Genomic DNA, 26,388 nt, shown 5'->3' on the forward strand with positions numbered 1-26,388 from the left:
CGCCCCTGCGGGGCCACTCGACCAGCATGCGGGGCGCGATGCGGGGCTACTCGACCAGCATGTGGGAGGAACGATGACGACGGCCACTGAGACGGGGCGGCTGCTGCGCCGCGAGGCCGAGCCCGGGGTCGCGGCCGTCGCGGCCCCGGCGCCCAGGCGGCGGCGGCCGGGCGGGCAGCTCGCGGCGTGGGCGTTCCTCGCCCCGCTCGTCGTCTACCTGCTCGTGTTCTACGCCTTCCCGCTCTACCGCAACCTCGAGCTGAGCCTGAAGGACTACACGGTCCGCTCCTTCGTCCAGGGCAACGCCCCGTTCGTCTGGTTCGACAACTACGTGCAGGTCTTCCGCGACCCGACCTTCGGCCCCGCGCTGCTGCACACCGCGGTCTTCACGGGCGTCTCGCTCATCTTCCAGTTCACGCTGGGGCTGGCGCTCGCGGTCTTCTTCTACCGGCGCTTCCCGCTCGCGAGCACGCTCCGGGCGCTGTTCCTGGTGCCGTGGCTGCTGCCGCTGATCGTCTCGGCGTCGACCTGGTCGTGGATGCTGAACAGCGACTCCGGCATCGTCAACGCGTTCCTCGAGTCGTTCGGGATCGGGCAGATCAACTGGCTGACCTCGCCGTCGACCTCGCTGATCGCGGTGCTGATCGCCAACATCTGGATCGGCATCCCGTTCAACCTGGTGATCCTCTACTCCGGGCTGCAGAACATCTCGCAGGACCTCTACGAGGCGGCCTCGCTCGACGGCGCGACCGGCGCCCAGCAGTTCTGGCGGATCACGCTGCCGCTGCTGCGCCCGGTGTCGGCGATCACGATCCTGCTCGGCCTCGTCTACACGCTGAAGGTGTTCGACATCATCTGGATCATGACGAAGGGCGGGCCGGCCGACTCGTCGACGACCCTGGCGACCTGGACCTACCAGCTCGGCTTCGGGTCGATGCTGCCCGACTTCGGCCCGGCGGCGGCGGTCGGCAACCTGCTGATCATCCTCGCGCTGGTCTTCGGCCTGATCTACATCCGCGTCCAGCGGAAGCAGGCCGACGCATGAGCGCCCGGCGCCCCTGGTGGCTGACCCTCGTGGGCGTGCTGCTCACCGCGGTCATGCTGTTCCCGGTCTACTGGATGATCAACGTCTCGCTCACGCAGACCGGGTCGATGCGGAAGGATCCGCCGGACTGGTTCCCGTTCGCGCCCACCTTCTCGGGCTACCAGGCCGTGCTGAGCGAGCAGCTGCCGTACCTCGGCACCAGCCTGGTCGTCGGGCTCGGCACGGTGCTGCTGACCGTGGCGATCGCCGCTCCGGCCGCGTACTCGCTCGCGAAGCTGCGGCCGCGCGGCGGGCAGGGGCTCTCGTTCGTCCTGCTGATCGCGCAGATGATCCCGGCGATCATCATGGCGATGGGCTTCTACGCCATCTACCTCAACCTGGGTCTCTTGAACTCGATCCCCGGGCTGATCGTGGCCGACTCGACCATCGCGGTGCCGTTCGGCGTGCTGATCTTCACCGCGTTCATGTCCGGCATCCCCGACGAGCTGACTCAGGCCGCGCGGATGGACGGCGCGAGCGCCTGGCGCACCTTCACCTCGGTGATCATGCCGATCAGCCGCAACTCCGTCGTCACGGTGTCGCTCTTCGCGTTCCTCTGGGCCTGGTCGGACTTCATCTTCGCGTCGACCCTCGACAGCGGCGGGAAGCTCCAGCCGATCACGCTCGGCATCTACAAGTACATCGGCAACAACAACCAGGAGTGGAACTCGATCATGGCGACCGCCGTGGTCGCCTCGCTCCCGGCCGCCCTGCTCCTCGTCGTCGCTCAGCGGTACGTCTCGGCGGGTGTCACCGCCGGTGCCGTCAAGGACTGACCCTCTTCCTCCTAGGAGATCCTCGTGACCCTGACCACCACCGTCGCCCTCGGCGGCCCCGTCGCCCCGACCGCGGGCGCGCTCCGGCCGCTGCGCCAGGACGAGATCCGGCTGACCGGCGGCTTCTGGCAGCACTACCAGCGGCTCGGCGCGGACGCCGTGATCGGCCACTGCCTGAGCTGGATCGAGCGGGTCGGCTGGGCCGGCAACTTCGACCGCGCGGCGAACGGCACGATCTCCTCGGCGGCAGGCGGCGACCTCCATGCGGGCATCGAGTTCGTCGACTCGGAGGTCTACAAGCTGCTCGAGGCGATGGCCTGGGAGCTGGGCCGCTCCGATGATCCGGAGCTCGCCGCGCAGTACGAGGCGCTGGTGCTGCGGGTCGCGGGGGCCCAGGACGAGGACGGCTACCTGCACACGAGCTTCGGCCGGCCGGGGCAGCGGGCGCGCTACTCCGACCTGGAGTGGGGGCACGAGCTGTACTGCTTCGGCCACCTGATCCAGGCCGCCGTGGCGCGGCTGCGCACCGGGCACGACGACCTGCTGCCGGCCGTGGCGCGACGCCTCGCCGACCACGTGATCGAGGTGTTCGGGGCGGAGGGACGTGCCGCGGTCTGCGGGCATCCCGAGATCGAGCCGGCGCTCGCCGAGCTGGCGCGGGCGACCGGCGACGGGCGGTACCTGGAGCAGGCGCGGCTGTTCGTCGAGCGGCGCGGGACGGGGACGCTCGGTCCGATCGCCTTCGGGCCCGAGTACTTCCAGGACGACCTGCCGGTGCGCTCGGCCGAGGTGCTGCGCGGGCACGCGGTGCGGGCGCTGTACCTCTCCGCGGGGGCGCTCGACGTCGCCGTGGAGACGGGCGACGCGGAGCTCGAGGCCGCGGTGCAGCGGCAGTGGGAGGCGACGGTCGCGCGCCGGACCTACCTGACCGGCGGGATGGGCTCGCACCACCAGGACGAGGCGTTCGGCGCCGACTTCGAGCTGCCGCCGGACCGCGCCTACGCCGAGACCTGCGCGGCGATCGCGTCGAACATGCTGTCGTGGCGCCTGCTGCTGCGCTCGGACGACGCGGCCTACGCGGATCTGATGGAGCGGACGCTGCTGAACGCGGTGCTGCCCGCGACGCGCGAGGACGGGCGCGCCTTCTTCTACACGAACACGCTGCAGCAGCGGGTCGACGGGGTGGCGCCGGACGAGAGCGTCGAGACCGACCGGGCGCAGTCGAGCCTGCGGGCGCCGTGGTTCTGGGTGTCCTGCTGTCCGACGAACACGGCGCGGACCCTCGCGAGCGTCGAGCTGAGCTTTGCGACGGCGACGGACGACGGGGTGCAGTTGCACCAGTACGGGGCGTACCGGGTGACGACGGGCGAGGTGTCGCTCGAGGTGGAGACCGCGTATCCGGAGGACGGCGAGATCGCGGTACGGATCCTCGCGGACGCGGAGTTCGCGCTGACGCTGCGGATCCCGCCGTTCGCGCGCGGGACGGCGCTGCTCGACGGGCAGGCGGTGGACGCGGGGCTGTCGACGGTGACGGTGCGGCGGGCGTTCGCGGCCGGCGACGTCGTGCGGCTGTCGCTGCCGATGCCGGCGCGCTTCGTGACGCCGCACCCGCGGATCGACGCGGTGCGCGGCCAGGTCGCGGTGGAGCGCGGGCCGTTCGTGCTGGCGCTGGAGTCGCTCGAGCTGCCGGAGGGTCTCGACACCGAGCACGTGGCGGTGGACGCCGAGGTCTCGCCGGTCGCTGTCGGCGACGGCGCCCGGGTGGCGCTCGTGCGCCGCGACGCCCCGGCGTCCGCGTGGCCCTACTCCGTGCCGGCGGAGCTCGGCGAGCGCTTCACCGCCGAGTTCCACCCCTACTACCGCTGGGCGAACCGCGGCCCCTCCACGATGCGCATCTGGACGCCCACCCTCTGACGCGCCTGCCGCGAGATGCCACTTGTGCACGCCTTTCACGGCGTGTCGCGTGCACAAGTGGCATCTCGCGGAGGGGGTCAGTGCTCGCGGCGGGAGGGGACGTCGGCCGGGGTCTCCAAGGGGGCGTCCTGGACGGTGGCGCGGTCGGACTTGGAGCGGTCGCCGCGGGTCTTCAGGAGGCTGGCGATCGTGGCGACGGCGATCGTCGAGCCGATGAAGGTGAGCGAGAACCAGATCGGGATCTCGGGGACCCAGAGCAGGGGCTCGCCGCCGTTGATGAACGGGACCTCGTTGACGTGCAGGGCGTGGAAGACGAGCTTCACGGCGATGAAGCCGAGGATGACGGCCAGGCCCTGGCTGAGGTAGACGAGGCGCTCGAGCAGACCGCCGATCAGGAAGAACAGCTGGCGCAGGCCCATCAGCGCGAAGGCGTTCGCGGTGAAGACGATGTAGGCCTCGTTGGTCAGTCCGTAGATGGCGGGGATCGAGTCGAGCGCGAAGACGAGGTCGATGAAGCCGATGGCGACGATGGTCAGCAGCATCGGGGTGACGAAGCGGCGGCCGTCCTTCTTCACCGTCAGCTTGTCGCCGTGGTACTCGTCGGTGACGGGGAGGACGCGGCGCACCAGGCGCATGAAGGCGTTGTTCGAGGGGTCGCCGTGGTCGCCCTTGATCTGCTGGTAGGCCAGCACGAAGAGCAGGGCGCCGAAGAGGTAGAAGACCCAGGAGAAGTTCTCGATCAGGGCCGCGCCGACCGCGATGAAGCCGCCGCGCATGATCAGCGCGATGACGATGCCGATCATCAGCACCTTCTGCTGGTACATCTTCGGCACCGCGAACCCGGTCATGATGATCAGGAAGAGGAAGAGGTTGTCGAGCGACAGCGCCTTCTCGGTGAGATAGCCGGCGAAGTACTCGCCGCCGTAGCGCCAATCGGCGACGAAGCCGATCCCGACGCCGAACAGCAGTGCGAGGCCGATGTAGAAGGCCGACCAGCGGGCGGACTCGCCGATGGTCGGCTCGTGCGGCTTCCGCACGTGCGCGAAGAACTCGTAGACGAAGAAGGCGATCGTCACGGCGATGGTGATCAGCCAGATGACGGGTGTGATCTGCACGGGGGTGCTCCAAGAGGGTCGGTCGATGAGGGACCAAGGTCTCCTCCACTCCGGCCGCGACCTCTCGGAGGTGGTGGCGGAGCCGATGGCCCGGGACGCTCATTCGCGTCCGTCATGACGGGCTCACCGCAGTCGGGAGTACTCCCCTTGCTGTCTGCGATTCTACTCAGGTAGTGCGATCGCGAGGCTGGGAGAGTACCGACACGTCGCTTCTGGATCCATCCGGCTCTATATTGGATCCAGCGGCAGGGTGCCGCGCGAGAGGCGGCGCATGGCCATCCAGACGGTCCTCGGCCCGGTCGAGGCGGCGGAACTCGGCGTCGTGTCGATGCACGAGCATCTGCTGACCGACGCGAGCGCGCTGCAGCGGCCCGGCGTCGAGGCGCTCGATCCGGACGCCCCGGTCACCGCCGAGCTCGCGGCCGCCCTGCGCTGGAGCCAGCTCGCGCTCGCCGACAACCTCCGCCTCGACGACGTCGAGCTGCTCGCGGACGAGCTGCGCGTGGGAGCGTCGGCCGGTCTCGCCCTGGCCGTCGACCTCAGCTCGCTCGGCTTCGGGCCCGACCATGCGCGCCTGCCCGCCCTGTCCGGGCAGGCGGGCGTCGCGATCGTCGCCGGCTACGGCGCCTACCTCCCGCGGCTGCAGCCCGAGTGGTACCTCGCGCTCGACGTCGACGGCCGCACCGAGCTCTTCACCCGCGCGCTGACGGAGGCGATCCCCGGCTCGACCTACCGCGCGGGACTGCTCGGCCTGATGGGCACGACCGGCGCCTTCGCGACTCCCGACGGAGAGCAGGAGCGGATCAGCCTCACCGCCGCGGCCCGCGCGGCCGCCGCCACCGGCTCCGCGATCACCGTCCGGCTCGCCGCCGACGCCCGCAACGGACTCGAGGTGCTCGCGCACGTCGTCGCCGAGGGAGTGGATCCCTCCCGCGTCGTGTTCAGCACGGTCGACGAGTTCCTCGACCTGCCCTACCTCCGCGATCTCGGCCGGGCCGGCGCCGTGCTGGAGCTCTGCTTCGGCAACGAGGGCGCGCACGTCGGCCGGATCCGCAACGCGAGCGACCCGCAGCGCCTGGATGCGCTGCTGGAGCTGCTCGGCACCGACCCCGGCATCCGCTGGGTGCTCGGCCACAGCACCTGGACGAAGGGCCAGCTGCGCCGCTTCGGCGGGCACGGCTTCGACCACCTCGGCGCGCGCGTCCTGCCGGGGCTCCGCGCGCTCGGCGTCGCCGACGACGTGCTGCGGCGAATGAGCGTCGAGGAGCCGGCGCGGCTGCTCGACCGGCCGTGACCGACCGGCCCTGACCGACCATCCCGCCCCCTCGGCCCCGACGACTCCGGCCCCACCCGGCCCCCCGATGAGCCCCGATGAGAGAGACGCAGACCCCATGAGAGACACCCTCGCCCCGCTCGCGCCGATCGAGCCCTTCCTCGTCGACGGCGCGTGGCTCGCTCCCGAGGGCGCGGAGCTGCTCGACGTCGTCGACCCCGCCACGGAGGAGCTGCTCACCCGCGTCCCGCAGGCCGGCCCCGCCGAGATCGAGGCGGCCGTCACCGCCGCCCGCCGCGCGCACGACGACGCGCGCTGGAGCGGGATGAGCCCGCACGACCGCAGCCGCATCCTGAACCGCATCGCCGACCTGATCGAGGAGCGCCTCGAGGAGCTCGCGGTGCTCGAGACCCGCGACAACGGCAAGCCGATCGAGCGCTCGCGCGCCGACACCGCGACCTCGGCCCGCGTCTTCCGCTACTACGCCGGCGCCCCGTCGCGGCTGACCGGAACGGTCGTGCCCGTCGACGCGCAGCACCACGTCTACACGACGCTCGAGCCGGTCGGAGTCGCGGCGCTGATCCTGCCGTGGAACTTCCCGATCATGACGGCGAGCTTCAAGCTGGCGCCGGCGCTCGCCGCGGGCTGCACCGTGGTCGTGAAGCCGGCGGAGCAGACTCCGCTGACGATGCTGCGCCTCGCGGCACTCTGCGAGGAGGCGGGCGTCCCCGCGGGAGTCGTCAACGTGCTCACCGGCGACGGCCGGGTCGGCGCGGCGCTCACCGAGCACCCGCTGGTCAGCAAGGTCTCCTTCACCGGCAGCACCGAGGTCGGCCGGAAGGTGATGCGCGCCGCGAGCGAGGACTTCACCCGCTTGACTCTGGAACTGGGCGGCAAGAGCCCGAACATCGTGTTCGAGGACGCCGACCTGGACGCCGTCGTGCTGACCGCGATGCGCGCGTCGTTCGGCCACTCCGGCCAGATGTGCACGGCGGGCAGCCGGTTGCTGGTGCAGCGCTCGATCCTCGAGGAGACGACGGAGCGGCTGACCGCGGCTGTGCGGAGGGTCGCGCTCGGCGACGGGCTGGCCGGCGGCGTGACCGTCGGGCCGCTCGTGTCCGAGGAGCAGCGGCAGCAGGTGCTCGGCTACATCGCGCAGGGCGAGGCGGAGGGCGCGGTCGTCGCGGTGGGCGGCGGCGTGCCGGACCGGCCGGGCTACTACGTCGAGCCGACGCTCTTCACCGGCGTCACGAACACGATGACCATCGCGCGCGAGGAGATCTTCGGGCCGGTCGTCGGCATCATCCCGTTCGAGGACGAGGACGAGGCGGTGTCCCTCGCCAACGACCAGACCTACGGGCTCGCCGCCGGAGTGTGGACGAACGACCTGGCGCGGGCGCACCGGATGGGTCGGCGGCTGCGTGCGGGGACGGTGTGGGTCAACACGTACAACCTGTTCGACCCGGCGCTGTCGTTCGGCGGCGTGGGGGAGTCCGGGATGGGGCGCGACCTGGGCGAGGAGGCGCTGCGCTCGTTCTGCGAGCTGAAGAGCGTGGTCATCGCGCTCTGAGCCCGGCGCCGGTTCGATCTGCAGGCGATCCGCGCGGCAACGCGGTTTCCGCCGCGCCCGTGCGTCTCGTGCCGGCGTGATCGCCTGCAGATCGGACAGAACCCCTCCGGAAGGGTGCCGGGCCGGTGTGCAGGTGCTCCTCCGTTGTGCAGGTGCCCGCGCGTTGTGCAGGTGCTCCTCTGTTGTGCAGGTGATTCGGCGGGGAAGCCACTCAACGGGGCGAGGGCGGCAGGCAGGAGGGGCGGATCGCCTGCAGATCGGACAGCAGCCCTCCGCAGTGCAGGTGCCCGTCCGTTCTGCAGGTGCGCGTCCGTTGTGCAGGTGATGTGGCGGGGAAGCCGCTTACCGGCGCGAGGGCGGGAGGCAGGACGGGCGGATCGCCTGCAGATCGGACGGGGTAGTGCCGGGTTGCGGCGTCAGATCCAGCCGTTCTCGCGGGCTTCGATCACGGCGCGCTGACGGGTGTCGACGTCGAGCTTGCGCAGGATCGACGAGACGTGGTTGCGCACGGTGCCCGCGGACAGGTGCAGGGCCTTGCCGATCTCGCCCGTGGTCTCGCCGCGGGAGCCGGCGCTCAGCACGTCCAGCTCGCGGTCGGTGAGCGGGCTGCGCGTGGTCGCGAGGGCGTCGGCGGCGATCTCGGGATCCACGTAGCGGCGGCCGGCGGCGACCTGGCGGATCACCTCCGCCACGTCCTCCACCCGCCGCGACTTGGGCAGGAAGCCACTGACGCCGACGGCCAGCGCGCGGCGCAGCACGCCGGGCCGCGCGTGCCGGGTGACCACGACGACCCGGGTCGCCGAGACGCGGCGCAGTCGCTCCGCCGCCTCGATGCCGTCCATGCCGGGCATCTCGACGTCGAAGAGGCAGACGTCGGGCTCGAGGCGCACGGCCTCGGCGACCGCCTCCGCGCCGTCGCGGCACTCGCCGACGATCTCGAGGTCGGGCTCGAGCCGGAGCAGCGCGGCCAGGGCGGTGCGGATCATGTCCTCGTCGTCGGCGAGGAGCACCCGGATCACGCGGCACCGCCGGGCAGGCGCGCGTCGAGCTCGAAGGAGCGGCGCGCGGTGCGGGTGCTCAGCGTGCCGCCGGCCCGCTCGATCCGCTCGGTCATGCCGAGGACGCCGGAGCCGGTGCCGGCCTCGACGCCCTCTGACTCCGCCCCCTCCGGCACGTCGTTCACGGCCTGGAACCGCCACGACTCCGCCTCGCGCGCCAGCCGCAGCCGAGCCGACTCGCCGCCGCCGTGCTTCAGGATGTTGGTCGTGCTCTCGCGGACCACCGGCCCGAGCACGTCGGCGGGGGCGCGGTCCGCGTCGGGATCGACGGCCAGCTCGACCCGCAGACCCGCCGAGCGGAGCAGGTCGGCGGCGTTGGCGAGCTCGTCGGCGAGCGAGACGCTGCGGAAGCGCGTCGCCAGCTCGCGGGTGCCGGTGCGCGCGCCGTCGACCGAGCGCTGAGCGGCGCGGAGCTGCTCCAGAGCGCCGTCCGGATCGTCGCGGAGCAGCCGCTCGGCGAGCTCGAGCTGCAGGGCGATCACCTGCAGATGGTGTCCCTGGAGGTCGTGCACGTCGCCGGCGAGGATCAGCCGCTCCTGCGCGGCCGCGAGGCGGCCCTCCGCCACCCGCGCGCGATCGAGCTCGCGGACGATGTCCCACCACCAGAGCATGCTGACGATCGCGAGGGGCAGCGCGGCCGCGAACGCGAACAGGACCGGCGCGGCACCCGGTGCGAGCGAGAGCGGCGCGGTGCCCGACGCCCGATCATGCTCGAGCCAGGCGCTGACGGCGAGCAGCACGGTGAGGAACGTGGTGACCCGCCAGCGGATCCCGCGCGGCCAGGGCAGCAGCACGACGAGCACGAACGCGAGCGAGAGCGGGAGGGTGGGGCTGCCCGTCGCCAGTCCGGTCGCCGCGGCGCCGACGAGACCGAGGGCCTGGAGTCCGAGGGTGGCGGGGCCGAGGCGCGCCGGGGCGTCCCGGTCGGCCCGGCGGTAGCGCTGTGCGGAGTCGGTGAAGACCGCCGCCCAGAGCGCGGCGCCGAGGAGGTAGCCGACCACCCGCCACGGCGATGCGTCGCCGACCAGCTGCGGCACCAGCCAGACGAACAGCACCGCGAGCACGAACGAGCCGGCCGAGAGCAGCGTGTACCACCAGGTCGCGGCGACGCCCTTGCCCGAGGGTGGAGCGGCGGTCGTCTCGGCGGGAGGGAGCAGCGCGGTCGGCATGCGGCCAGGGTACGACCATGACAGTTGTCACCCCCCGGGCGGCCGTTCCTCCCGACCGGCGGTGACGGGAGGGCACTGCCGGGCACCCCCTGCGCCGGGCTGGGATGGACTCGTCCCGATCGACGGGGCAGCGGTTCAGCCGTTCAGCCAGAAGGAGACACCGCCATGTCGACCATCGTCAGCGACGCGATCCTCGGATTCCAGGGCCTCATCCAGGACGTCCCCGACCTCGTCCAGCCGCTCGTGGTGGCGCTCGCCGGAGCCGTGCCGTTCATCGAGGGCGAAGGGGCCGCGACGATCGGCATCATCGGCGGGATCCACCCGGTGGTCGCCGCGGTGTCGGCCGCCGCGGGCAACTTCCTCTGCGTGGCGCTGCTCGTGCTGCTCGGCGCGGGCGTCCGCTCGGCGATCACCGGTGGGAAGCCGCGGAGGCGCGCCACGGCCCGCCGCGAGAAGTTCCAGCGCGCGTTCACCCGCTACGGCGTCCCCGGCGTGAGCCTGCTCGGCCCGCTGCTACTGCCGACCCACTTCACCGCAGTGATGCTCGCCGGCGCCGGCGTCGCGAAGGGCCGCGTCCTGCTCTGGCAGGGCATCGCGATCGCGCTGTGGACGACGGTGCTCACGGTGATCGTGTCGCTCGCGATCGGCGGCGCGGGGCTGGCATGAGGGGTGGGGCGGCGTCCCCTTCATGGTCGTGCACGTGGATCTCGATACGCCCGCTGCGCGGGCTACTCGATCAGCATGAGATAGGGAGCAGCCGGAGGCTGCGATGCCTTCCGTCAGACGCCCGCCACATGCTGGTCGAGTAGCCGCGCAGCGGCGTATCGAGACCCGCCGTCGTCCGCAGGGCGGGTCTGCAGACTCCTGTTCTGACGGTGGTGGATCTCGATACGCCCGCTGTGCGGGCTACTCGATCAGCATGGAGTTCCCCGCTCTGACGAGGTGGCCTCTCCTGGTCAGCACGGAGCTCCCCGCATTGACGAGGTGGCCTCTCCTGGTCAGCAGGGAGCTCCCCGCTCACCAGGTGATCTCTGCTCGGAGCCCTCGGCGAGGATTCCGCGCCTGGGTCGGCAGCTCGTGCGGCGATTCCGGCACCCTCGTCACGTCTCCTCGCCGAGGAGGAGAAGAGGAGGGACGGAGCTGTGTGCGTCGAAGAAGTCGGACCGGTCGAGGCCGTGTGGGCCTTCGTGAACGCCTACGACGAATGGGCCCAGCGGGGCTACACGCGGAGGATTCCGGAGGAGCTGGCGAACGCGGTGACTGAGAAGGGGCTTCCGGGTCTCGACTCGGATGCGCGCTGGTACTCGCGGGGGAAGGTGAGGCAGGTCGGGAGCATGGTCGTCTCCGAGGTGGAACTGCTGTCGTACTCGAGCTCCGACGCCGTCGTCGGGGCGCTCCTCGACACGACGGGCATCCGCGTCCTCGCCAACGGCAAGGAGACGTTCCGCAGCACCGAGCAGGCGGATCTGATCCACCGCGTGCGGATCGGCCTGGTCTTCGACGGCCGCTGGCGGATCGACGTGATCGACACGGTGGAGTAGCGGCTCTTCCGCTCCGCAGAAGTTGTCGTAGCGGGTGGTCGAGTACGACAACTCCTGGAGTGTGGGACGAGGTCTGCCGGCATCTCCGGCGAGGTAGGTCTCGATACGCCGCCCTTCGGCCGGCTACTCGACCAGCATGATGCGCGTCCGGCCGAGCAGCCCGCGCGGCGGCCCTCCATGCTGATCGAGTAGCCCGCACAGCGGGCGTATCGAGATCCACCGTCGTCAGCACCAGAGCCGCAGACCCCGCCTGCAGGCGGACGCCTCGCCGCTCAGTTCAGGATCTCGCCGCGCGGGTCGTCGCGCAGCTCGGCGAGGCGCGTGCGCCACGCGCGCAGTGCCTCCGGGGTCAGCCGGGTCCAGTCGTGCACCTCGCGGACGACGCGGAGCGGCTCGACGCTGCGGTACGAGCGCGTCGGATTCCCCGGGAACTTCTTGTCCGTGACGTTCGGGTCGTCCTCGAACGACCCTGTCGGCTCCACCTCGTAGACCCGCGGCTCCGCCTCCCCGGGCGCGAGCTCGGCTGCGAGCCCCGCGCCGTCCAGCAGCGCCGTGAAGTACACGTGGTTCATGACGACCTCGGGCCGGTAGTTCGAGCGCCGCCCCGCCACCAGCAGATCGCCGACCCGCAGGTCCGCCTTCGTCCCGTGGAAGAACGGCCCGCTCTCGTCCGCAGCACTCATGCGCAGGACCCTACTCCCGGGCACGATGCCGGCGATCCGTCGCGGACGGCTCCCTCTCCGCGCGGGAGGCAGCCGTTCCTGACGGATCGCCGAAGCCGCAGGGTCAGGGGAGCGTCAGCTCGCCCTGGTTGAGGACGCGGGGGTGGAAGTAGGCGCTCTGGATGGCGGCGTTCGTGTTGCTGCCGCGCAGCTGCTCCGACCAGATCATGAAGTACGACCAGCGCGTCCGGCTCTGCAGCAGCGACGCGTCCGGCACCTTCCCCCTCTCGGCAGTCGCGATCGGCGGGAAGCCTCTGCACAGGAGTTGTCGTACCGGGCGGTCGAGTACGACAACTTCTGGACAGGGGATGCCGGCAGCGGGCCCGCGCGTCCGCCCGCGCCCCGACGACGGCCCCCGCGCAGGCGCCGCTCGGTACTGTGGAACGGTTCCCCGCACCACCCGCCCCCGCCCGAAGGAGCCCCCATGCCCACCACTGTGAGCGGCGTCATCGCCCGGTCGAAGGGGGCTCCCGTCGAGCTCGTCGACATCGTCGTCCCCGATCCCGGACCCGGCGAGGCCATCGTCGACATCGAGACCTGCGGTGTCTGCCACACCGACTACCACTACCGCGAGGGCGGGATCAGCGACGACTTCCCGTTCCTGCTCGGCCACGAGGCCGCGGGCCGGGTCAGCGCGATCGGCGAGGGCGTCACCCACGTCGCGGTCGGCGACTTCGTCGTGCTCAACTGGCGCGCCGTCTGCGGCGAGTGCCGCGCCTGCGTCCGCGCGGAGCCCTGGTACTGCTTCAACACCTTCAACGCGACGCAGAAGATGACCCTCACGGACGGCACCGAGCTCAGCCCCGCGCTGGGCATCGGCGCCTTCGCCGAGAAGACGCTCGTGCACGCCAAGCAGTGCACGAAGGTCGACCCGGCCGCCGACCCCGCCGCCGTCGGCCTGCTGGGCTGCGGCATCATGGCGGGCCTCGGCGCCGCGATGAACACCGGCAACGTCACCCGCGGCGACTCCGTGGCCGTCATCGGCTGCGGCGGAGTCGGCACCGCGGCCGTCGTCGGCGCGAAGCTGGCCGGCGCGAGCACGATCATCGCCATCGACCGCGACCCGAAGAAGCTCGTCAAGGCCGAGGAGCTCGGCGCCACCCACGCGATCGACTCGAGCGGACTCGACGAGGACGGCGTCGTCGCCGCCGTGCAGGCGCTGACCGACGGCTTCGGTGCCGACGTCGTGATCGACGCGGTCGGCCGCCCCGAGACCTGGCGCCAGGCGTTCTACGCCCGCGACCTCGCCGGCACCGTCGTCCTGGTCGGCGTGCCGACCCCGGAGATGACCCTCGAGATCCCGCTGCTCGACGTCTTCGGCCGCGGCGGCTCGCTGAAGTCGAGCTGGTACGGCGACTGCCTGCCCGAGCGCGACTTCCCGATGCTCACCGACCTGTATCTGCAGGGCCGGCTGCCGCTCGACGAGTTCGTCACCGAGCGGATCGGCATCCGCGACATCGAGCAGGCCTTCACCACGATGGCCGGCGGCGACGTGCTCCGCTCGGTGGTGGTGCTCTGATGGCCGCCCGCATCGACCACCTCGTCACCAGCGGCACCTTCGCCCTCGACGGCGGCACCTGGGACGTGGACAACAACGTCTGGATCGTCGGCGACGACACGGAGTGCGTCGTGATCGACGCGGCGCACGACGCGGAGGCGATCCTCGCGGCCGTCGGCGACCGCACGCTGCGCGCGGTGCTGCTCACGCACGCGCACACCGACCACATCGACGCGGTCGCCGCGCTGCTGGAGTCCGTCGACGTGCCGGTGCTGCTGCACGAGGGCGACCGCGTGCTCTGGGACGCGTTCTACCCCGACTCCGCCCCCAGTGGCGTGCTCGAGGACGGCCAGCGGATCAGCGTCGGCGGCACCGAGCTGGAGGTGCGGCACACGCCGGGGCACACGCCCGGCGCCGTCTGCTTCGTCGCCGCCGAGCTGGGCACGGTCTTCACCGGGGACACGCTGTTCGAGGGCGGACCGGGCGCGACCGGCCGCTCCTACAGCTCCTTCCCGACCATCATCGACTCGATCACCGATCGGCTGCTGACCCTGCCGGACGACACGGTCGTCCGCACGGGGCACGGCCCCACGACGACGATCGGCACCGAGAAGCCGGATCGCGAGGCGTGGATCGCGCGCGGTCACTGACGCGGCGCTCGCGCCTTTCGGCGGAGCGGGCGCCCTCACGCTGATCGAGGAGCCCGCGGAGCGGGCGTATCGAGATACACCCTCCGAACGGTGTGGGTCTCGATACGCCGCGTTCCGCGGCTACTCGACCAGCATGGCTCAGCGTGGTCGCTCGCCTGCTGACCGAGCGGCCCTCCCATGCTGATCGAGTAGCCCGCGGAGCGGGCGTTTCGAGATCCGACGCCGTCAGCAGGTGAGTCTGCAGACCCGCCCTGTTGAGAACGGTGGGTCTCGATACGCCGCGTTCCGCGGCTACTCGACCAGCATGTGCTTCCGCGGTCAGCGGCGGGCCCGGCGGCGCAGGACGACGCCGAGCGCGGCGAAGGCGACGGCCATGACGAGGCCGCCGATCAGGAAGGGGGTGCTGCCGATCGCGGTGCCCCAGGCGGCGAGAGCCGCCCAGAGCGCGGCGAGGACGAAGGCGGTCGGGGGAGTCATCGTCGTCCTCATTCGTCGATCCAACCCCCTCCGTCTTGGATTCGCGACGCCGGGCGCCATCGATCCGTCAGGAACGGCGGTGTTGGCGCGAGTCGGGCGACCATTGGTGACGGGTCGGCGCGGCGGGGCGGCGGTCAGCCGACCGTGACCGGGGCGGCCGACGGGCGGCGCCCCTCCTTCATCCAGACGAAGAAGCCGAGCAGGGTGAAGGCGCCGTAGAAGACGTACATCAGGCCGGAGGCGTAGTAGCCGGCCGAGAAGAGCAGCGGGACGCCGACGATGTCGACGGCGACCCAGATCAGCCAGAACTCGACCCAGCCCTTGGCCATGCCGTAGGTGGCGAGCAGCGAGCCGATGAAAATCCAGGCGTCGCTCCACACGGGCTCGTAGGAGCCGAGCGCGCGGAAGACCGGGGTGAGGATCGCGGTGCCGCCGACCATGCCGAGCACCAGCAGTCCGCGGGTGCGCCAGGAGGCCCAGCGCGGCGAGATCAGCGTGGTCGCGTCGCTGGGGCGGTGCGTCCAGCGGTACCAGCCGTAGATGCTGACGATGATGAACATGATCTGGCGGCCGGCCTGGCCGAGCAGGTTCACCGGGTTCGGGGTGTCGAACAGCGCGCCCATGAAGACGGTGAAGAGCAGCGCGTTGCCGAAGATGCCGACGGGCCAGGCCCAGACCTTGCGCCGCATGCCGCCGAGGGCGCTGAGGAGGCCGAAGACGTTGCCGATGACCTCGCGCCAGAGCACCGTCTGGTCGCCGATGACGATCTGCGCGTCGAACAGCCAGTCCACGATCTGCACGGGGGAGCCTCCATCGGGCGTGTCGGAGCCCACCCGTGCAACCTCCGGCGGGGCGCTGTCATTCCGCGTGGCGCCGATTCGACGGCTGCTGGTCCGTTGTGCAGGGTGCCGTCCGTTGTGCAGGTGATCCGGCGCGGGGCGCGCGTGCCGAGCGGGCCCCCGCGTATTCTGCGCGCGATCACCTGCAGACCGGACCGGGTCCCGTCCGCCGTGCGCGCTGTGGTCCGTTGTGCAGGTGATCTCGTACCGGGAGCGCCTGCCGGGTGGACGTCAGCGCGATGTGGGCGCGTTCGCCTGCAGATCGGACCTAGGGGCTGCTCGGGGTGGGTGGCGGTCCGTTGTGCAGGCGATCCGGCACGGGGCGCGCGTGCCGAGCGGGCTTCAGCACGTTGTGGGCGCGTTCGCCTGCAGATCGGACCTAGGGGCTGCTCGGTGTGGGTGGTGGTCCGTTGTGCAGGAGATCTTGTACCGGGAGCGGCTGCCGGGTGGGCGTCAGCGCGTAGTCGGCAGGATCGCCTGCAGATCGGACGCGGGTCGGCAGGACCTCCGCGGGCTACGCGGCGACGAGCGAGTGCTCCGCGAGCAGTGCGACCGAGCGCAGGCGGGCGGGCGTCGCGAGCGAGGCGTGGGCGACGATGACCTCGTCGGCCTCCGCCGAGCGCGCGAACTCGGCCACGTAGTCCGCGACCTGCTCGCCGGTGCCGACGCCGGTGTAGTGGGTCATGCTCGCGACGTGCGCGCCGACCGGGGCGGTCAGCAGGTGGTCGAGCTCCTCCTCGGAGAACTGCTGGTCGACGGGGATCTGGCCGCTCTGGCGCAGCAGCATCATCAGGCGGGCGCGCTTCATCTGCGCGAACTGCTCCTGCGCGTCCTCCTCGCTGTCGGCGGCGATGGCGTTCACTCCGGCGATCACGTAGGGGGCGTCGAGCTGCTCCGAGGGGCGGAAGCCGCGGCGGTACTCGGCGACGGCCTGGTGCAGCGCATCCGGCGCGAAGTGCGAGGCGAAGGCGTACGGCAGGCCGAGGGCGGCGGCCAGCTGGGCGCCGAAGAGCGACGAGCCGAGGATGTAGAGGGGGACGCGGGTGCCGGCGCCGGGCGTCGCGCTGACGCCGGGGATGCGCGACTCGCCGGCGAGGAAGCCCTGCAGCTCGAGGACGTCCTGCGGGAAGCGCTCGGACGAGTCGTGCTCGCGGCGGAGGGCGCGGAACGTGGCCTGGTCGCTGCCGGGGGCGCGGCCGAGGCCGAGGTCGATGCGGCCCGGGTGCAGCGTCTCGAGGGTGCCGAACTGCTCCGCGATGGTCAGCGGGGAGTGGTTGGGCAGCATGACGCCGCCGGAGCCGAGGCGGATGGTCGAGGTCTGCGAGGCGACGTGCGCGATCAGCACGGAGGTGGCGCTCGACGCGATCGAGGCCATGTTGTGGTGCTCGGCGTACCAGACCCGCCGGTACCCGCTCCGCTCGGCCTGCTGCGCCAGAGCGACGGAGGCGGCGAAGCTGTCGCGCGCGGTCTCTCCGGGGGCGATGGGGGCGAGGTCGAGGATCGAGAGGGGAACGGTCATGAGAGAGCCAACGCGGGCGGCGGCCTCCGTGTTCCCGCGGCGGCGGTATCGGGTGGTCGGTTGCCCGGGGAGTCGGCTCCGGCTCGTGGAACCGGCTCGGGCTCGCAGGATCAGCCTGTTCTGGCGTGCCGAAGGTGGCTTCGCGTGCCGGACGTGCCGGGGTGGCCGCCGGGCGACCTTCGGCTCGTGGTTTCGACTCGGGCTCGCGGGATCTGCGGTTTCGAGCGTGCCGGAGGTGGATTCGCGTGCCGGACGTGCCGGGGTGGCCGTCGGGCGACCTTCGGCTCGTGGTTTCGACTCGGGCTCGCGGGATCTGCGGTTTCGAGCGTGCCGGAGGTGGTTTCGCGTGCCGGAAGTTCGGGTGTGGCCGGTGGGTCGACCTTCGGCTCGCGATTCCCGCTCCGGCTCGCGGGATCTGCAGGTTTCGGCGTGCCGGGGGTGGTTCCGCGTGCCGGAGGCGCGGAGGCGGCAGGGGCGGCGGCGCGGGACTCGCGCAGAACATCAGCTGGGCGACGGTCTCATCTCCCATCAGCGATGAGACCGGCTCTCAGCTGATGTCGTGCGGAGGACCGCGGCCGCACCCCCGCGCGGATCCGCCCGGTCAGCCCTCGATCGGCAGCAGGATGCCCTTCACCGTCTCGTCGGTGGCCAGGAACTCCTGCACGGCCGGGTCCTGGAAGGCGGCGACGAGCTTCTCGATGTTGGCGGTGTCCTTGTACTTCGAGCCGATGGTGAGCTGGCCGGCGAAGTCGTCGGGGGCCTGGGGCGCGAAGATCTGCTTCTCGATCGGGATGTCGGCGGCGAGGTAGTACTCGGTGTAGCCGACGGCGGCATCGAGGTCGGGCAGGGCGCGGGACTGGGCGGCGAAGTCGAGCAGCGTGAACTGCAGGTTCTTCGGGTTCGAGGCGATGTCGTCCTGGGTCGCGGTGCCGGGCTCCGTGCCCTCCTTCAGCGTGATCAGGCCGGCCGACTGCAGCAGCCAGAGGCCCTGGGCCTCGTTCGCCGGGTCGGAGTAGAGCGAGATCGTGCCGCCGTCGGGGATCTCGGAGACGTCGCCGTACTTGTCGCTCCAGAGCCCGAAGCCCCAGCGGAAGACGGGGGTCGCCGCCTCCTCCTCGAAGTCGGGGTTGGCCTCGAGCACCTGGCCGAGCCAGAGCTCGTGCTGGTAGACCGTCGCGGCCACCTCGCCCTCGCTGACGGCGCGGTTGATCGTGTTGCTGTCCGAGAGGCCCTTGAAGGCGACCGTGATGCCGTAGCGCGGCGCCACCTCCTCCGCCACGAAGTCCACCAGGGCCTGCTCCGAGGCGTTGCCCTCGGCCGTCGCGACGTAGAGGGTCGCGCCCTCCTGCTCGTTCGCCGACACGGCGGGCGAGAGCAGCGGCACGGCGACGACGGCTCCGACGCCGACCACGACGACGGCGGCACCGGCGATCCAGGGCCAGCGGCGCTTCCTCTTCAGCTCGAAGCCGAGGTCCTCGGGCCCGGACTTCGCAGCGCCGGACTTCGCAGCGCCGGACTCCTCGGTGCCGGACTTCTCGGAGCGGGGGTTCTCAGGGCCGTGGTTCTCAGTGGACATGGCAGTGCCTTTCGAGCGGTCGCGGCCGGACTGCGGCGCGCGGGAGGGACGCCCGGGCGGAGGGCCCGGGGCGGGATCAGGGGAGCTGCGGCTAGACCGTGACGGCGACGCGCGGGGCCCGCCGGGACCGGGAGGCGCTCGGCGTGGTCGCGCGGACCAGGGCGTCGCCGGTGAGCTGCACGACGGCGACGGTCGCGACGAGGATGACGATCGTCGCGAGCATCACGGTGGTGTCGAAGCGCTGGTAACCGTAGGTGACGGCGACGTAGCCGATGCCGCCCGCGCCGATCGTGCCGGCGATGGCGGAGTACTCGATCATCGCGATGGTGTTGATCGTCAGACCGCCGAGGATCTGCGGCACCGCCTCGCTGAGCTGCGCCGAGCGGATCACCTGCAGCCGCGACGCTCCGGAGGCGCGGGCCACCCGGGTCAGCGCGAGCGGCACGCTGCGCAGCGCGTTCTCGACGATGCGGGTGAAGAAGGCGATGCCGGCGATCGACATCGGCACGACGGCCGCCGCGATGCCGATGTTGGTGCCGGTGATCAGCCGGGTGAACGGCATGATCGAGGCCATCAGGATGAGGAACGGCAGCGACCGGCCGATGCTGATGATCCAGCTGAGGCTCTGGTGCGCGGCGCGGTTCTCGAACAGGCCGCCCGGAGCGAGGTTGTGCACGGCGGCGCCGAGCGGGACGCCGACGAGCACGACGATCAGCATCACGATGCCGACCATGATCAGCGTCTCGCCGAGCGCGGGGAGGACGAGCGCGGGGATGTCGGCGAGCGGGACCTTGTTGTCGAGGCGCAGGGCACCGAGGGCCGCCGAGGAGATGAGCGCGCTCATGCCGCCGCCTCCTCGACGAGGGCGTCCGACCGGACCGCGCTCCGCCGCACCGACAGTCCGAGAGCGTCGGCGGCGTGCGCGAGCCGGCGCTCCTCGACCGGCCCGAGGCCGATAGTCGCGTGGCCGACGGCGCGTCCGTCGACGGTCTCGATGGCCGCGCCGAGCAGCGCGACCGGACCGACCGCGTCGGACAGCCGCGTCACCCAGTCGGCCGGCACTCCGTCGCGGGCGTAGCCGACGACCCACTCGTCGAGCCCCGCGCCCGGCAGCACCGACGGGCGCACCGGGTTGAGCGCGAGGCCGAGCGGCGAGGACGCGTCGCGCAGCAGGTCGACGAGGCGTCCCGACTCCACGATGCGTCCGTGATCGAGGCGCGCGACGGAGTCGGCGACCTGGCGGACCGTCTCCATCTCGTGGGTGATGAAGAGGATCGACAGGCCGAGGTCGTCGCGCAGCTCCTTGAGGAGCGTGGTGATCGCGGTGGTCGACGCGGGGTCGAGGCCCGAGGTCGCCTCGTCCGAGAGCAGGACGGAGGGGCGCAGGGCGAGGGCGCGGGCGATGCCAACGCGCTGGCGCTGGCCGCCGGAGAGCTGGTGCGGGTAGTAGCGGGCGCGGTCGCCGAGGCCGACGCGCTCCAGCAGCTCGGCGACGCGGCGCTTCGTCTCGGCCGCGGTGACGCCCAGGTATTCGAGCGGGAGGGCGACGTTCTGCTCCGCGGTCCGGCGGCTGAAGAGGCCGTCGGACTGGAAGACGGTGCCGATGCGGCGGCGGGCGACCCGCAGCTCCGCCTCGGACAGCTGGGAGAGCGCGTCGCCGTTGACGACGACGGTGCCGGAGGTGGGCCGCTCGAGCAGGTTGACGCAGGCGGCGAGCGTGCTCTTGCCGGCGCCGCTCGGCCCGACGACGGCGAAGATCTCGCCGGTGCCGACCGAGAAGTCGAGGCGGTCGAGCACGGTCACGGCGTCGGCGCCCTGCCCGTAGACCTTGGTGAGCTGCTCGAGGCGGATCATGGCGTCGGTCCTTCCGGGAGGGTGCGCGGGCGCGCCGGAGAGCGCCCGGTACGGGGTGGGAGAGGGGGCGCGGGGTGCTCGGAGACGGCGTCCGCGTCGGTGTGCTGATGATGATGGCGGGGTGCGGCGGGCGGGCGCGACGGCGGCCGACGCTCGCCGTAACAGAAGGCGCGCGCGGCGCCCGATCGGCGCCGATCCGCGGCTCTTCACCGACGGGTGTCGGCGAACGAGGGGGCGGAGCGGGGCGGACTCGCGCAGAACATCAGCTGAGAAGGGGAGGCCTCCTCTGTGGGGCGAGGCCCACCCGTCTCAGCTGATGTTGTGCGGCGGCGGCGCGTGGGCGGGCTCGCCGAGGGCGCCGGTCAGCGCAGTGCGTCGAGGACGGCCCGCTCGTCCCGAGGCTCCAGGCCGGACCGGCGGGGCCGGTCCAGTCCGCGGGCGCGCTCGTCGTCGAGGACGCGGCGCAGCGTCTCCACGGGCGGACGGTGGCGGCCGCCGGCGCGGAGGTACGAGGCGGTGCTGCGCCGGCTGAAGCCGACCGCCTCGGCGGGCAGCCACAGCGGGAGCGACCGCGGGCCGGCCCAGTAGCCGACCTCGTGCGCGAGCAGGGTCTCGTCGTCGGCGGGCACGACGTCGCCGCGGAAGGCGGCGAGCTCGGCGGCGGTCGCGAGGAGGTCGGACAGGGGCGCGGCCGGGCCGAGGGCGTCGACGGCTCCGGTCACTCCCGCCGAGCCCGCCGCGTGCAGCCAGTCGGCGAGGTCGTCGACGTCGATCGCCTGCGCGAAACGGCCGTCGGTCTCGGGCGCCAGGACCGTGCCGCCGCGGGCGAAGCGGGCCGGCCAGTACCCCAGCCGGTCGCTCGGGTCGCCGGGCCCGGCGATCAGGCCGGGGCGCGCGATCAGCAGCCGGCCGCCGAGGGCGTCGGCGGCGGCGCGCTCGGCCAGGACCTTCGCGTCCGCGTACTGCCCGGGGTCGGCCGGCTCGACCAGGGCGGCGGACTCGTCGGCGTCGGGCCGCTCCACGTCGGCGTACACGGAGACGGAGGAGACGAGCGTCCAGTGCGCGGCGGCCGGCGCGAGGCGGTCGAGGGCCGGCCCGACGAGCTCGGGAGCGTGGGCGAGCTCGACGACCTCGTCCCACTCGCCGCGCAGGCCGTCGTAGGCGCCCGGATCGCGCCGGTCGATGCGAAGATGCCGCGCGCCGCCCGGAACCGCTCCCGCCTCGCCGCGGGCCACGCAGGTGACCTCGTCCCCCGCCGCGACCGCCCGCTCCGCGAGACGGCGCCCCAGCCATCCGCTGCCACCCAGGATCAGGACTCTGCGCATGCCCCCACTGAACCGGATCACCGCTCCGCTCCGCAGCCGTGTCCGCCGGCAGCGGAACGGTTCAGCACACGAGCAGCGCGAACGTCATCCCTCTGCCTCCCCGTTCATCCAGCAGCGCGACGTTCTGCGCCAGATGAGCCGGTACCTCTCTCCCGTCGTCAGGATTCTCTCCCGAGAGCGCCGATCCGAGGTGCGAAGTCGTGCCCTCGAATTCAGCGCCACTTGATGCCGTTGACAAGCGGGGGTAGATTCCATGACCAAGCCGCAGAAGTATCGCGACGTGGCGAAGTTCCTCCGCTCGCAGGGCTGGGAACGGCTCCGCGATGCGAAGGGGTCCCACGAATGGTGGGGAGACCCGGACGGGAAGGGCCGGATCAGCATTCCAGCGCACGGCGAGGTGTCGGCGGGAGTGGTCCGGCAGATCGTCGCCGTCTTCCCCGCGACGCCGCCGAGCTGGCGATGACACGAGAACGAGGAGGTCGGTCGGCATGACCGAGGAGACGATCGCTGCCCGCGCACACCGGGAGGGCCGCTGGTGGGTGTTCACGATCCCCGCGCTGACGAGCGCCGGTCCGACCGGAGCGGAGATCGTCGCGATGGGACAGTCGCGCTCACTCAAGGATCTCGACGAGGACGTGCGCGACGTCGCCGCGCTCTGGCTGGATCTCGAGAGCTGGGACGGCGCAGTCGACGTCGTGATCGAACTGCCGGCCGAGGTGTCCGGGCTGCTCTCCGAGGCCGAGTCGGCGGAGCGCGAAGGGCGGGCGGCGATGGCCCGCAGCGCACGCCTCCGCCGGGAGGCCGCCCGGTCCCTGCTCGCCGATCACCGGCTGACGCAAGCGGAGGCGGCACGAGTGCTCCAGATCACCCCGCAGCGGATGAGCCAGCTCGTAGCGCCGCGGAAGACGTCGGACGAGTCCAGACGCTGAAGGCACCTCTGCCGCGGCGACGCTCAGCGCGCGAGCAGCTCGCCGTGGGGCATCGAGAGCCAGCCGTCCTCGTCGGCGGCCCAGGCGCGCCAGGCGGCGCTGATCGCCTCGAGCTCGGCCTGGGTGGCGAGGCCGCGCTCGAGGGCGACGGTGGCGAAGGAGGAGGAGACCGCCCGGTCCGCCCACATGCCGCCCCACCAGGCGCGGTCCTCCGCGTTCTCGAACACCCAGAGCGACGCGGTGACCTCGACGCTCTCGAAGCCGGCCACCCGCGCCCAGGCCTTCAGGCGCCGGCCTGCGTCGGGCTCGCCGGCCGAGGCGCGGTGCACCCGCTGGTAGAGCGCGGCCCAGGCCTGCAGGCCCTCGGTGAACGGGTGGATCAGCACGCCGGCGTAGTCGACGTCGCGGGCGGCGACGAGGCGGCCGACCCGGCCCCACTCGCGCAGCGCGTCGATCGGACGGGTGAGGTGCTGCAGGACCTGGTGCGCGTGCACGACGTCGAAGGAGTCGTCCGCGAACGGCAGCGCGTAGGCGTCGGCGACCGCGAACTCCGCGGGGGAGTCGAGGGCCGCCGCCTGCGCGATCACCTCGGCCGAGGCGTCCACGCCGAGCACCCGGCCGGGGGCGACCCGCTCGGCGAGGTCGACGGTGATCGTCCCCGGGCCGCAGCCCACGTCGAGGATCGAGACGCCGGGCGCGAGGTGCGGCAGCAGGTAGGCCGCGGAGTTCTCCACGGTGCGCCAGCGGTGCGAGCGGAGGACGCTCTCGTGGTGGCCGTGCGCGTAGCGGCCGGTCGCGGCCGGGGCGGCGTCGGGCGGGCTGGTCTCGGTCGAGGCCGGGCTGTTCTCGGGGTCCATGCCCGCCATTGTGCCCGCCGGCGCGCTGCCCACGCCGCGGACGCTCCTGCTGGCGACCGCGGCGAGCGACGCCACCACGATCACCGCCGCACAGCCGAGCAGGACGGCCCGCGTGCCGACGAGGTCCGCGAGCGGCCCGACGAGCGCCTCGCCGAGCGGAACGGCGAGGAACGAGCCGACCATGTCGTAGGAGTAGACCCGGGCCAGCGCCTCGCGCGGCACGTGGGTCTGCAGCGACTGGTCCCAGGCGATGGCGAACACCTCCAGCGCGACGCCGCCGAGCGCGAAGGCGACGATCAGGGCGGGGAGCGCGGGGACGACGCCGAGGACCGCGACCGGGACGGCCGTCACCGCCATCAGGGCGACCCCGATGGCCAGCGCCCGCCGCGGCCGCCAGCGCAGCGCGAGGACGGCGCCGATCGCCAGGCCGACGGTCTGCGCGGCGATCACCAGCCCCCAGGCCGCGCGGCCGAAGGACTGGTCGGCGATCACCGGCCCGAGCACCGTGGTCGCGCCGACGAACGCCGCGTTCAGCACCGTGAACTGGGCCACGACGATCCAGACCCAGCGCCGGCCGGAGAACTCCCGCCAGCCCTCGCGGAGGTCGGCGAGCACGGAGCCGGGGGCGCCCGCGCGAGTCGAGGCGGGCAGCCGCAGCCCGGAGTAGAGGAGAGCGGCGAGCGCGAACCCGGCCGCATCGATCGCGAGCCCCCACCCCGGCCCGACGAGCGCGACGACGGCCGCCCCGCCCGACGCGCCCACGATCGTCCCGGCGGTGAGGCCGAGGCGGAGCAGCGCGTTCGCGGGGCGCAGCTCGCCCACGGGGACGGTGTCCGGGACCAGGGCCGACGCGGCGGGCAGGCTCACGGCCGCGACGGCGCCGTTCAGAACGCCGAGCACGACGAGGGCGGGGATGCTCGCGGTCCCGCTGATCACCAGGGCGGCGACGACCGCCTGGGTGCCGGCGGCGGCGAGCGAGGTGCCGACCAGGATCACGGAGCGCGGCAGCCGGTCGGCGAGGACGCCGCCGAGCAGCAGCACGGCGACGTTGGCGAGCGAGCGCGCGGCGACGACCAGGCCGAGGTCGGTCGCCGAGCCGGTCAGGTCGAGGACGGCGAAGGCCAGGGCGATCGGCGCGACGGCGTTGCCGAGCACGGCGGTCGTCCGGGCGGCGAGCAGTCGGCGGAACGGGCGGTGCGCGAGGGGGCCGGGCCGGGGAGTCCCGCGCGGAGTCACGGCCGCCGCAGCGGGAACAGCGCGGTCGTCATCGACACCGGCACCGTGCCCGGGCACCGGGGCGGCCGGGCCGCCGCGTGCAGCAGCGCCGACGCCTCGCCGACGTGGCGGACGACCCGCCGCCAGGTCTCCGGGTCGACCCAGAGCTCGGCGTCCGTCGAGAGCTGCGGTCCGTCGGCGCGGGCCGCGGATCGGCGCCGCAGCTCCTCGATCAGCGCCTCCAGGTACAGCTGCCGGTCCTCCGCCGGCCCGGCCTCGACGGTCGCGGTCACGTCGAACGGCCGCCCGGAGGACTCGTGCCGGTAGCGCTTCGCCTCACCGCCGCGCAGCCGCACCGTCTCGACCACCCGCACCAGCCCGGCCCGCTCGAGGACCCGGAAGTGGTAGCTCGCGGTCGCCTGCGAGAGGCCCAGCTCGCGCGCGGCCTCGGCGGCGCTCGCCGCGGCGCCGGTCACCAGGGACAGCAGCCGGAGCCGGATCGGGTGGGCGGTGGCGCGCAGCTCCTCGAGAGTGGACATGCGGCCATCGTCACGCGGGGCCCCGCACACCGTCAAACGGGTCTTTGGGGGTCGCCGTGCCCCGCGGAGCCGGAGAGGGCTACTGCGAGAGCTCCCGGTCGAGCCGGTCGAGGAGCACCTCGAGCGAGATCTCGAACTCCTCGTCGCTGTGGTCCTCGCTGAGCAGGCCGCGCAGCCGCCGGACCTCGGGCGCGACGTCGAGGGAGACGTTCCCGTCGCCCTGCGGGATCGTCGCGTCGCCCTCGTCGAGCGGGAGGTCGGTCGGCGAGGTCTCGGCGCCCTGCACCACGGCCTGCAGCAGCAGCTGGCCGAGCAGGAAGCTGCTGAACGAGCGGTAGGCGCCGACGGCCTGCGCGTCGGTGAGCCCGCTGCCGGTGAGCGAGCGGAGGAAGGTGTTCACGGCCTCGATGCTGCGCAGCGGCGGGCGGAGCCAGGGCGCCGCTGGGTGCCGGGTCGCGACCAGCGGGAAGGCCCTCGGGTGGTCGGTCGCGATGCGCCGGACCTCGTGGGCGGCCGTCTGCAGGAACTCCTGCCAGTGCCGGCTCTCGGCCTCGTCCAGCCGCACGGTGAGCTCGCGCATCAGCAGCGCGATGACGCCCTCGAGGAGGTCCTCCTTGCCGTGCACGTAGCGGTAGAGCGACATCGCCTCGACGCCCAGCTCCTGCGCGAGGGTGCGCATGGAGAGCGCCTCGGGGCCGGTGCGGTCGATCATCGCGAGCGCGGTCTCCACGATGAGGTCCCGACTGAGCTTGCGGGCGGGGGAGCCGCTCCGCTTCGGCTTCTCGCTGTCGGTCATGCACCGCGCCTTCCTGCAGTGCCCGCCCGCCCGGATACCAGGTGCGGCGCCGCGAAGGCAAGCACCTCCACCGTAACAACGCTTACACCGTA

At 72.5% G+C, this 26,388-nt stretch carries 26 protein-coding genes and 1 pseudogene; 11 read left to right on the forward strand and 16 right to left on the reverse strand.

All coding sequences use genetic code 11. The features are described 5' to 3' along the window. Window positions 1-73 precede the first annotated feature (73 nt). Genes EDF45_RS11280 through EDF45_RS11290 form a run of 3 tightly spaced genes read left to right on the forward strand, consistent with a single transcriptional unit; the run spans window position 74 to window position 3,774 of the window. Window positions 74-1,045: a carbohydrate ABC transporter permease gene (locus EDF45_RS11280; RefSeq protein ID WP_123736118.1), complete on the forward strand. Its 972-nt coding sequence runs from the start codon at window positions 74-76 to the stop codon at window positions 1,043-1,045. Further along, a complete protein-coding gene (locus EDF45_RS11285) occupies window positions 1,042-1,860 on the forward strand; it encodes a carbohydrate ABC transporter permease (protein WP_123736117.1) in 819 nt (272 codons plus the stop codon). The genes EDF45_RS11280 and EDF45_RS11285 overlap by 4 nt, the downstream gene beginning before the upstream one ends. Window positions 1,861-1,884: 24 nt before the next feature. Further along, on the forward strand, window positions 1,885-3,774 hold the full coding sequence (locus tag EDF45_RS11290) for a glycoside hydrolase family 127 protein (RefSeq protein ID WP_123736116.1): 1,890 nt from the start codon (window positions 1,885-1,887) through the stop codon (window positions 3,772-3,774). 77 nt (window positions 3,775-3,851) lie between these two features. On the opposite strand, the gene EDF45_RS11295 is transcribed toward EDF45_RS11290, so the two are convergent. Next, window positions 3,852-4,889, reverse strand: a complete 1,038-nt coding sequence (locus EDF45_RS11295; protein WP_123706155.1) for a TerC family protein — start codon at window positions 4,887-4,889, stop codon at window positions 3,852-3,854. Between the two features lie 271 nt (window positions 4,890-5,160). Here EDF45_RS11295 and EDF45_RS11300 point away from each other — a divergent pair, with 271 nt between their 5' ends. Then, on the forward strand, window positions 5,161-6,183 hold the full coding sequence (locus EDF45_RS11300; RefSeq protein WP_123736115.1) for a phosphotriesterase: 1,023 nt from the start codon (window positions 5,161-5,163) through the stop codon (window positions 6,181-6,183). Between the two features lie 97 nt (window positions 6,184-6,280). Further along, window positions 6,281-7,732, forward strand: a complete 1,452-nt coding sequence (locus EDF45_RS11305) for an aldehyde dehydrogenase (protein ID WP_123736114.1) — start codon at window positions 6,281-6,283, stop codon at window positions 7,730-7,732. Between the two features lie 416 nt (window positions 7,733-8,148). On the opposite strand, the gene EDF45_RS11310 is transcribed toward EDF45_RS11305, so the two are convergent. Then, a complete protein-coding gene (locus EDF45_RS11310) occupies window positions 8,149-8,751 on the reverse strand; it encodes a response regulator transcription factor (protein ID WP_123447307.1) in 603 nt (200 codons plus the stop codon). Beyond that, a complete protein-coding gene (locus EDF45_RS21585; RefSeq protein WP_221181109.1) occupies window positions 8,748-9,959 on the reverse strand; it encodes a histidine kinase in 1,212 nt (403 codons plus the stop codon). Before EDF45_RS21585 ends, EDF45_RS11310 begins: the two co-directional genes overlap by 4 nt. Window positions 9,960-10,124: 165 nt before the next feature. On the opposite strand from EDF45_RS21585, the gene EDF45_RS11320 reads away from it, so the two are divergent. Then, window positions 10,125-10,625: a small multidrug efflux protein gene (locus tag EDF45_RS11320; RefSeq protein WP_123736113.1), complete on the forward strand. Its 501-nt coding sequence runs from the start codon at window positions 10,125-10,127 to the stop codon at window positions 10,623-10,625. Window positions 10,626-11,101: 476 nt separating this feature from the next. Continuing rightward, window positions 11,102-11,500, forward strand: a complete 399-nt coding sequence (locus tag EDF45_RS11325; protein WP_123736112.1) for a hypothetical protein — start codon at window positions 11,102-11,104, stop codon at window positions 11,498-11,500. Window positions 11,501-11,772: 272 nt separating this feature from the next. Here the strand turns inward: EDF45_RS11325 and arr are convergent, their stop codons facing one another. Then, the gene (gene arr, locus EDF45_RS11330) at window positions 11,773-12,183 is read right to left on the reverse strand and encodes an NAD(+)--rifampin ADP-ribosyltransferase (protein WP_123736111.1); all 411 of its coding nucleotides are present in this window, start codon (window positions 12,181-12,183) and stop codon (window positions 11,773-11,775) included. Window positions 12,184-12,286: 103 nt separating this feature from the next. Continuing rightward, window positions 12,287-12,439, reverse strand: coding sequence for a hypothetical protein (locus EDF45_RS11335; protein WP_221181108.1), 153 nt, complete (start codon window positions 12,437-12,439; stop codon window positions 12,287-12,289). Window positions 12,440-12,646: 207 nt separating this feature from the next. On the opposite strand from EDF45_RS11335, the gene EDF45_RS11340 reads away from it, so the two are divergent. Further along, window positions 12,647-13,741 (forward strand): S-(hydroxymethyl)mycothiol dehydrogenase, encoded by a 1,095-nt coding sequence (locus EDF45_RS11340; protein WP_123736110.1) that lies wholly within the window; start codon window positions 12,647-12,649, stop codon window positions 13,739-13,741. Further along, on the forward strand, window positions 13,741-14,370 hold the full coding sequence (locus EDF45_RS11345) for an MBL fold metallo-hydrolase (protein ID WP_123736109.1): 630 nt from the start codon (window positions 13,741-13,743) through the stop codon (window positions 14,368-14,370). The genes EDF45_RS11340 and EDF45_RS11345 overlap by 1 nt, the downstream gene beginning before the upstream one ends. A gap of 318 nt (window positions 14,371-14,688) precedes the next feature. On the opposite strand, the gene EDF45_RS21250 is transcribed toward EDF45_RS11345, so the two are convergent. From EDF45_RS21250 to EDF45_RS11375, 7 genes are all read right to left on the reverse strand, one after another. Next, window positions 14,689-14,847 (reverse strand): hypothetical protein, encoded by a 159-nt coding sequence (locus tag EDF45_RS21250; RefSeq protein ID WP_185020152.1) that lies wholly within the window; start codon window positions 14,845-14,847, stop codon window positions 14,689-14,691. A gap of 134 nt (window positions 14,848-14,981) precedes the next feature. Next, complete coding sequence (gene pnuC / locus EDF45_RS11350; RefSeq protein ID WP_123736108.1) at window positions 14,982-15,647, reverse strand: nicotinamide riboside transporter PnuC; 666 nt, start codon at window positions 15,645-15,647, stop codon at window positions 14,982-14,984. Between the two features lie 553 nt (window positions 15,648-16,200). Further along, window positions 16,201-17,205 (reverse strand): LLM class flavin-dependent oxidoreductase, encoded by a 1,005-nt coding sequence (locus EDF45_RS11355; RefSeq protein ID WP_123736107.1) that lies wholly within the window; start codon window positions 17,203-17,205, stop codon window positions 16,201-16,203. A 601-nt stretch (window positions 17,206-17,806) separates the two neighbouring features. Further along, window positions 17,807-18,781: a MetQ/NlpA family ABC transporter substrate-binding protein gene (locus tag EDF45_RS11360; protein WP_123736106.1), complete on the reverse strand. Its 975-nt coding sequence runs from the start codon at window positions 18,779-18,781 to the stop codon at window positions 17,807-17,809. Window positions 18,782-18,872: 91 nt separating this feature from the next. Then, complete coding sequence (locus EDF45_RS11365; protein WP_123736105.1) at window positions 18,873-19,625, reverse strand: methionine ABC transporter permease; 753 nt, start codon at window positions 19,623-19,625, stop codon at window positions 18,873-18,875. Further along, entirely contained in the window at window positions 19,622-20,635 is a 1,014-nt protein-coding gene (locus tag EDF45_RS11370; protein WP_123736104.1) for a methionine ABC transporter ATP-binding protein, read from the reverse strand. The genes EDF45_RS11365 and EDF45_RS11370 overlap by 4 nt, the downstream gene beginning before the upstream one ends. A gap of 362 nt (window positions 20,636-20,997) precedes the next feature. Continuing rightward, window positions 20,998-21,960: a reductase gene (locus EDF45_RS11375; RefSeq protein WP_123736103.1), complete on the reverse strand. Its 963-nt coding sequence runs from the start codon at window positions 21,958-21,960 to the stop codon at window positions 20,998-21,000. A 253-nt stretch (window positions 21,961-22,213) separates the two neighbouring features. On the opposite strand from EDF45_RS11375, the gene EDF45_RS11380 reads away from it, so the two are divergent. Beyond that, window positions 22,214-22,423: a type II toxin-antitoxin system HicA family toxin gene (locus tag EDF45_RS11380; protein ID WP_123736102.1), complete on the forward strand. Its 210-nt coding sequence runs from the start codon at window positions 22,214-22,216 to the stop codon at window positions 22,421-22,423. A gap of 25 nt (window positions 22,424-22,448) precedes the next feature. After that, on the forward strand, window positions 22,449-22,889 hold the full coding sequence (locus EDF45_RS11385; protein WP_123736101.1) for a hypothetical protein: 441 nt from the start codon (window positions 22,449-22,451) through the stop codon (window positions 22,887-22,889). A gap of 23 nt (window positions 22,890-22,912) precedes the next feature. Here EDF45_RS11385 and EDF45_RS21590 read toward each other — a convergent pair whose 3' ends face one another. The 4 genes and pseudogenes from EDF45_RS21590 to EDF45_RS11400 all read right to left on the reverse strand — a co-directional run bounded on the left by EDF45_RS21590 (window position 22,913) and on the right by EDF45_RS11400 (window position 26,296). After that, window positions 22,913-23,746, reverse strand: coding sequence for a methyltransferase domain-containing protein (locus tag EDF45_RS21590; RefSeq protein ID WP_221181113.1), 834 nt, complete (start codon window positions 23,744-23,746; stop codon window positions 22,913-22,915). A 60-nt stretch (window positions 23,747-23,806) separates the two neighbouring features. Then, window positions 23,807-25,039: pseudogene (locus tag EDF45_RS21595) on the reverse strand (MFS transporter); the annotation flags it as partial. Then, window positions 24,979-25,500, reverse strand: coding sequence for a helix-turn-helix domain-containing protein (locus EDF45_RS11395; RefSeq protein WP_123736099.1), 522 nt, complete (start codon window positions 25,498-25,500; stop codon window positions 24,979-24,981). The pseudogene EDF45_RS21595 and the gene EDF45_RS11395, both read right to left, overlap by 61 nt. Before the next feature lie 79 nt (window positions 25,501-25,579). After that, the gene (locus EDF45_RS11400) at window positions 25,580-26,296 is read right to left on the reverse strand and encodes a TetR/AcrR family transcriptional regulator C-terminal domain-containing protein (RefSeq protein ID WP_123706181.1); all 717 of its coding nucleotides are present in this window, start codon (window positions 26,294-26,296) and stop codon (window positions 25,580-25,582) included. Window positions 26,297-26,388: the final 92 nt, after the last annotated feature.

This window comes from Rathayibacter sp. PhB186, from assembly GCF_003751825.1.
Classification (GTDB): domain Bacteria; phylum Actinomycetota; class Actinomycetes; order Actinomycetales; family Microbacteriaceae; genus Rathayibacter; species Rathayibacter festucae.

Bases quoted from the DNA above. Each gene is read 5' to 3' on its own strand.
- EDF45_RS11280 (WP_123736118.1), top strand. From the start codon at position 74: ATGACGACGGCCACTGAGACGGGGCGGCTGCTGCGCCGCGAGGCCGAG.
- EDF45_RS11285 (WP_123736117.1), top strand. From the start codon at position 1,042: ATGAGCGCCCGGCGCCCCTGGTGGCTGACCCTCGTGGGCGTGCTGCTC.
- EDF45_RS11300 (WP_123736115.1), top strand. From the start codon at position 5,161: ATGGCCATCCAGACGGTCCTCGGCCCGGTCGAGGCGGCGGAACTCGGC.
- EDF45_RS11305 (WP_123736114.1), top strand. From the start codon at position 6,281: ATGAGAGACACCCTCGCCCCGCTCGCGCCGATCGAGCCCTTCCTCGTC.
- EDF45_RS21585 (WP_221181109.1), bottom strand. From the start codon at position 9,959: ATGCCGACCGCGCTGCTCCCTCCCGCCGAGACGACCGCCGCTCCACCC.
- EDF45_RS11320 (WP_123736113.1), top strand. From the start codon at position 10,125: ATGTCGACCATCGTCAGCGACGCGATCCTCGGATTCCAGGGCCTCATC.
- arr (WP_123736111.1), bottom strand. From the start codon at position 12,183: ATGAGTGCTGCGGACGAGAGCGGGCCGTTCTTCCACGGGACGAAGGCG.
- EDF45_RS11340 (WP_123736110.1), top strand. From the start codon at position 12,647: ATGCCCACCACTGTGAGCGGCGTCATCGCCCGGTCGAAGGGGGCTCCC.
- EDF45_RS11345 (WP_123736109.1), top strand. From the start codon at position 13,741: ATGGCCGCCCGCATCGACCACCTCGTCACCAGCGGCACCTTCGCCCTC.
- EDF45_RS21250 (WP_185020152.1), bottom strand. From the start codon at position 14,847: ATGACTCCCCCGACCGCCTTCGTCCTCGCCGCGCTCTGGGCGGCTCTC.
- EDF45_RS11355 (WP_123736107.1), bottom strand. From the start codon at position 17,205: ATGACCGTTCCCCTCTCGATCCTCGACCTCGCCCCCATCGCCCCCGGA.
- EDF45_RS11360 (WP_123736106.1), bottom strand. From the start codon at position 18,781: ATGTCCACTGAGAACCACGGCCCTGAGAACCCCCGCTCCGAGAAGTCC.
- EDF45_RS11365 (WP_123736105.1), bottom strand. From the start codon at position 19,625: ATGAGCGCGCTCATCTCCTCGGCGGCCCTCGGTGCCCTGCGCCTCGAC.
- EDF45_RS11370 (WP_123736104.1), bottom strand. From the start codon at position 20,635: ATGATCCGCCTCGAGCAGCTCACCAAGGTCTACGGGCAGGGCGCCGAC.
- EDF45_RS11375 (WP_123736103.1), bottom strand. From the start codon at position 21,960: ATGCGCAGAGTCCTGATCCTGGGTGGCAGCGGATGGCTGGGGCGCCGT.
- EDF45_RS11380 (WP_123736102.1), top strand. From the start codon at position 22,214: ATGACCAAGCCGCAGAAGTATCGCGACGTGGCGAAGTTCCTCCGCTCG.
- EDF45_RS11385 (WP_123736101.1), top strand. From the start codon at position 22,449: ATGACCGAGGAGACGATCGCTGCCCGCGCACACCGGGAGGGCCGCTGG.
- EDF45_RS21590 (WP_221181113.1), bottom strand. From the start codon at position 23,746: ATGGACCCCGAGAACAGCCCGGCCTCGACCGAGACCAGCCCGCCCGAC.
- EDF45_RS11395 (WP_123736099.1), bottom strand. From the start codon at position 25,500: ATGTCCACTCTCGAGGAGCTGCGCGCCACCGCCCACCCGATCCGGCTC.
- EDF45_RS11400 (WP_123706181.1), bottom strand. From the start codon at position 26,296: ATGACCGACAGCGAGAAGCCGAAGCGGAGCGGCTCCCCCGCCCGCAAG.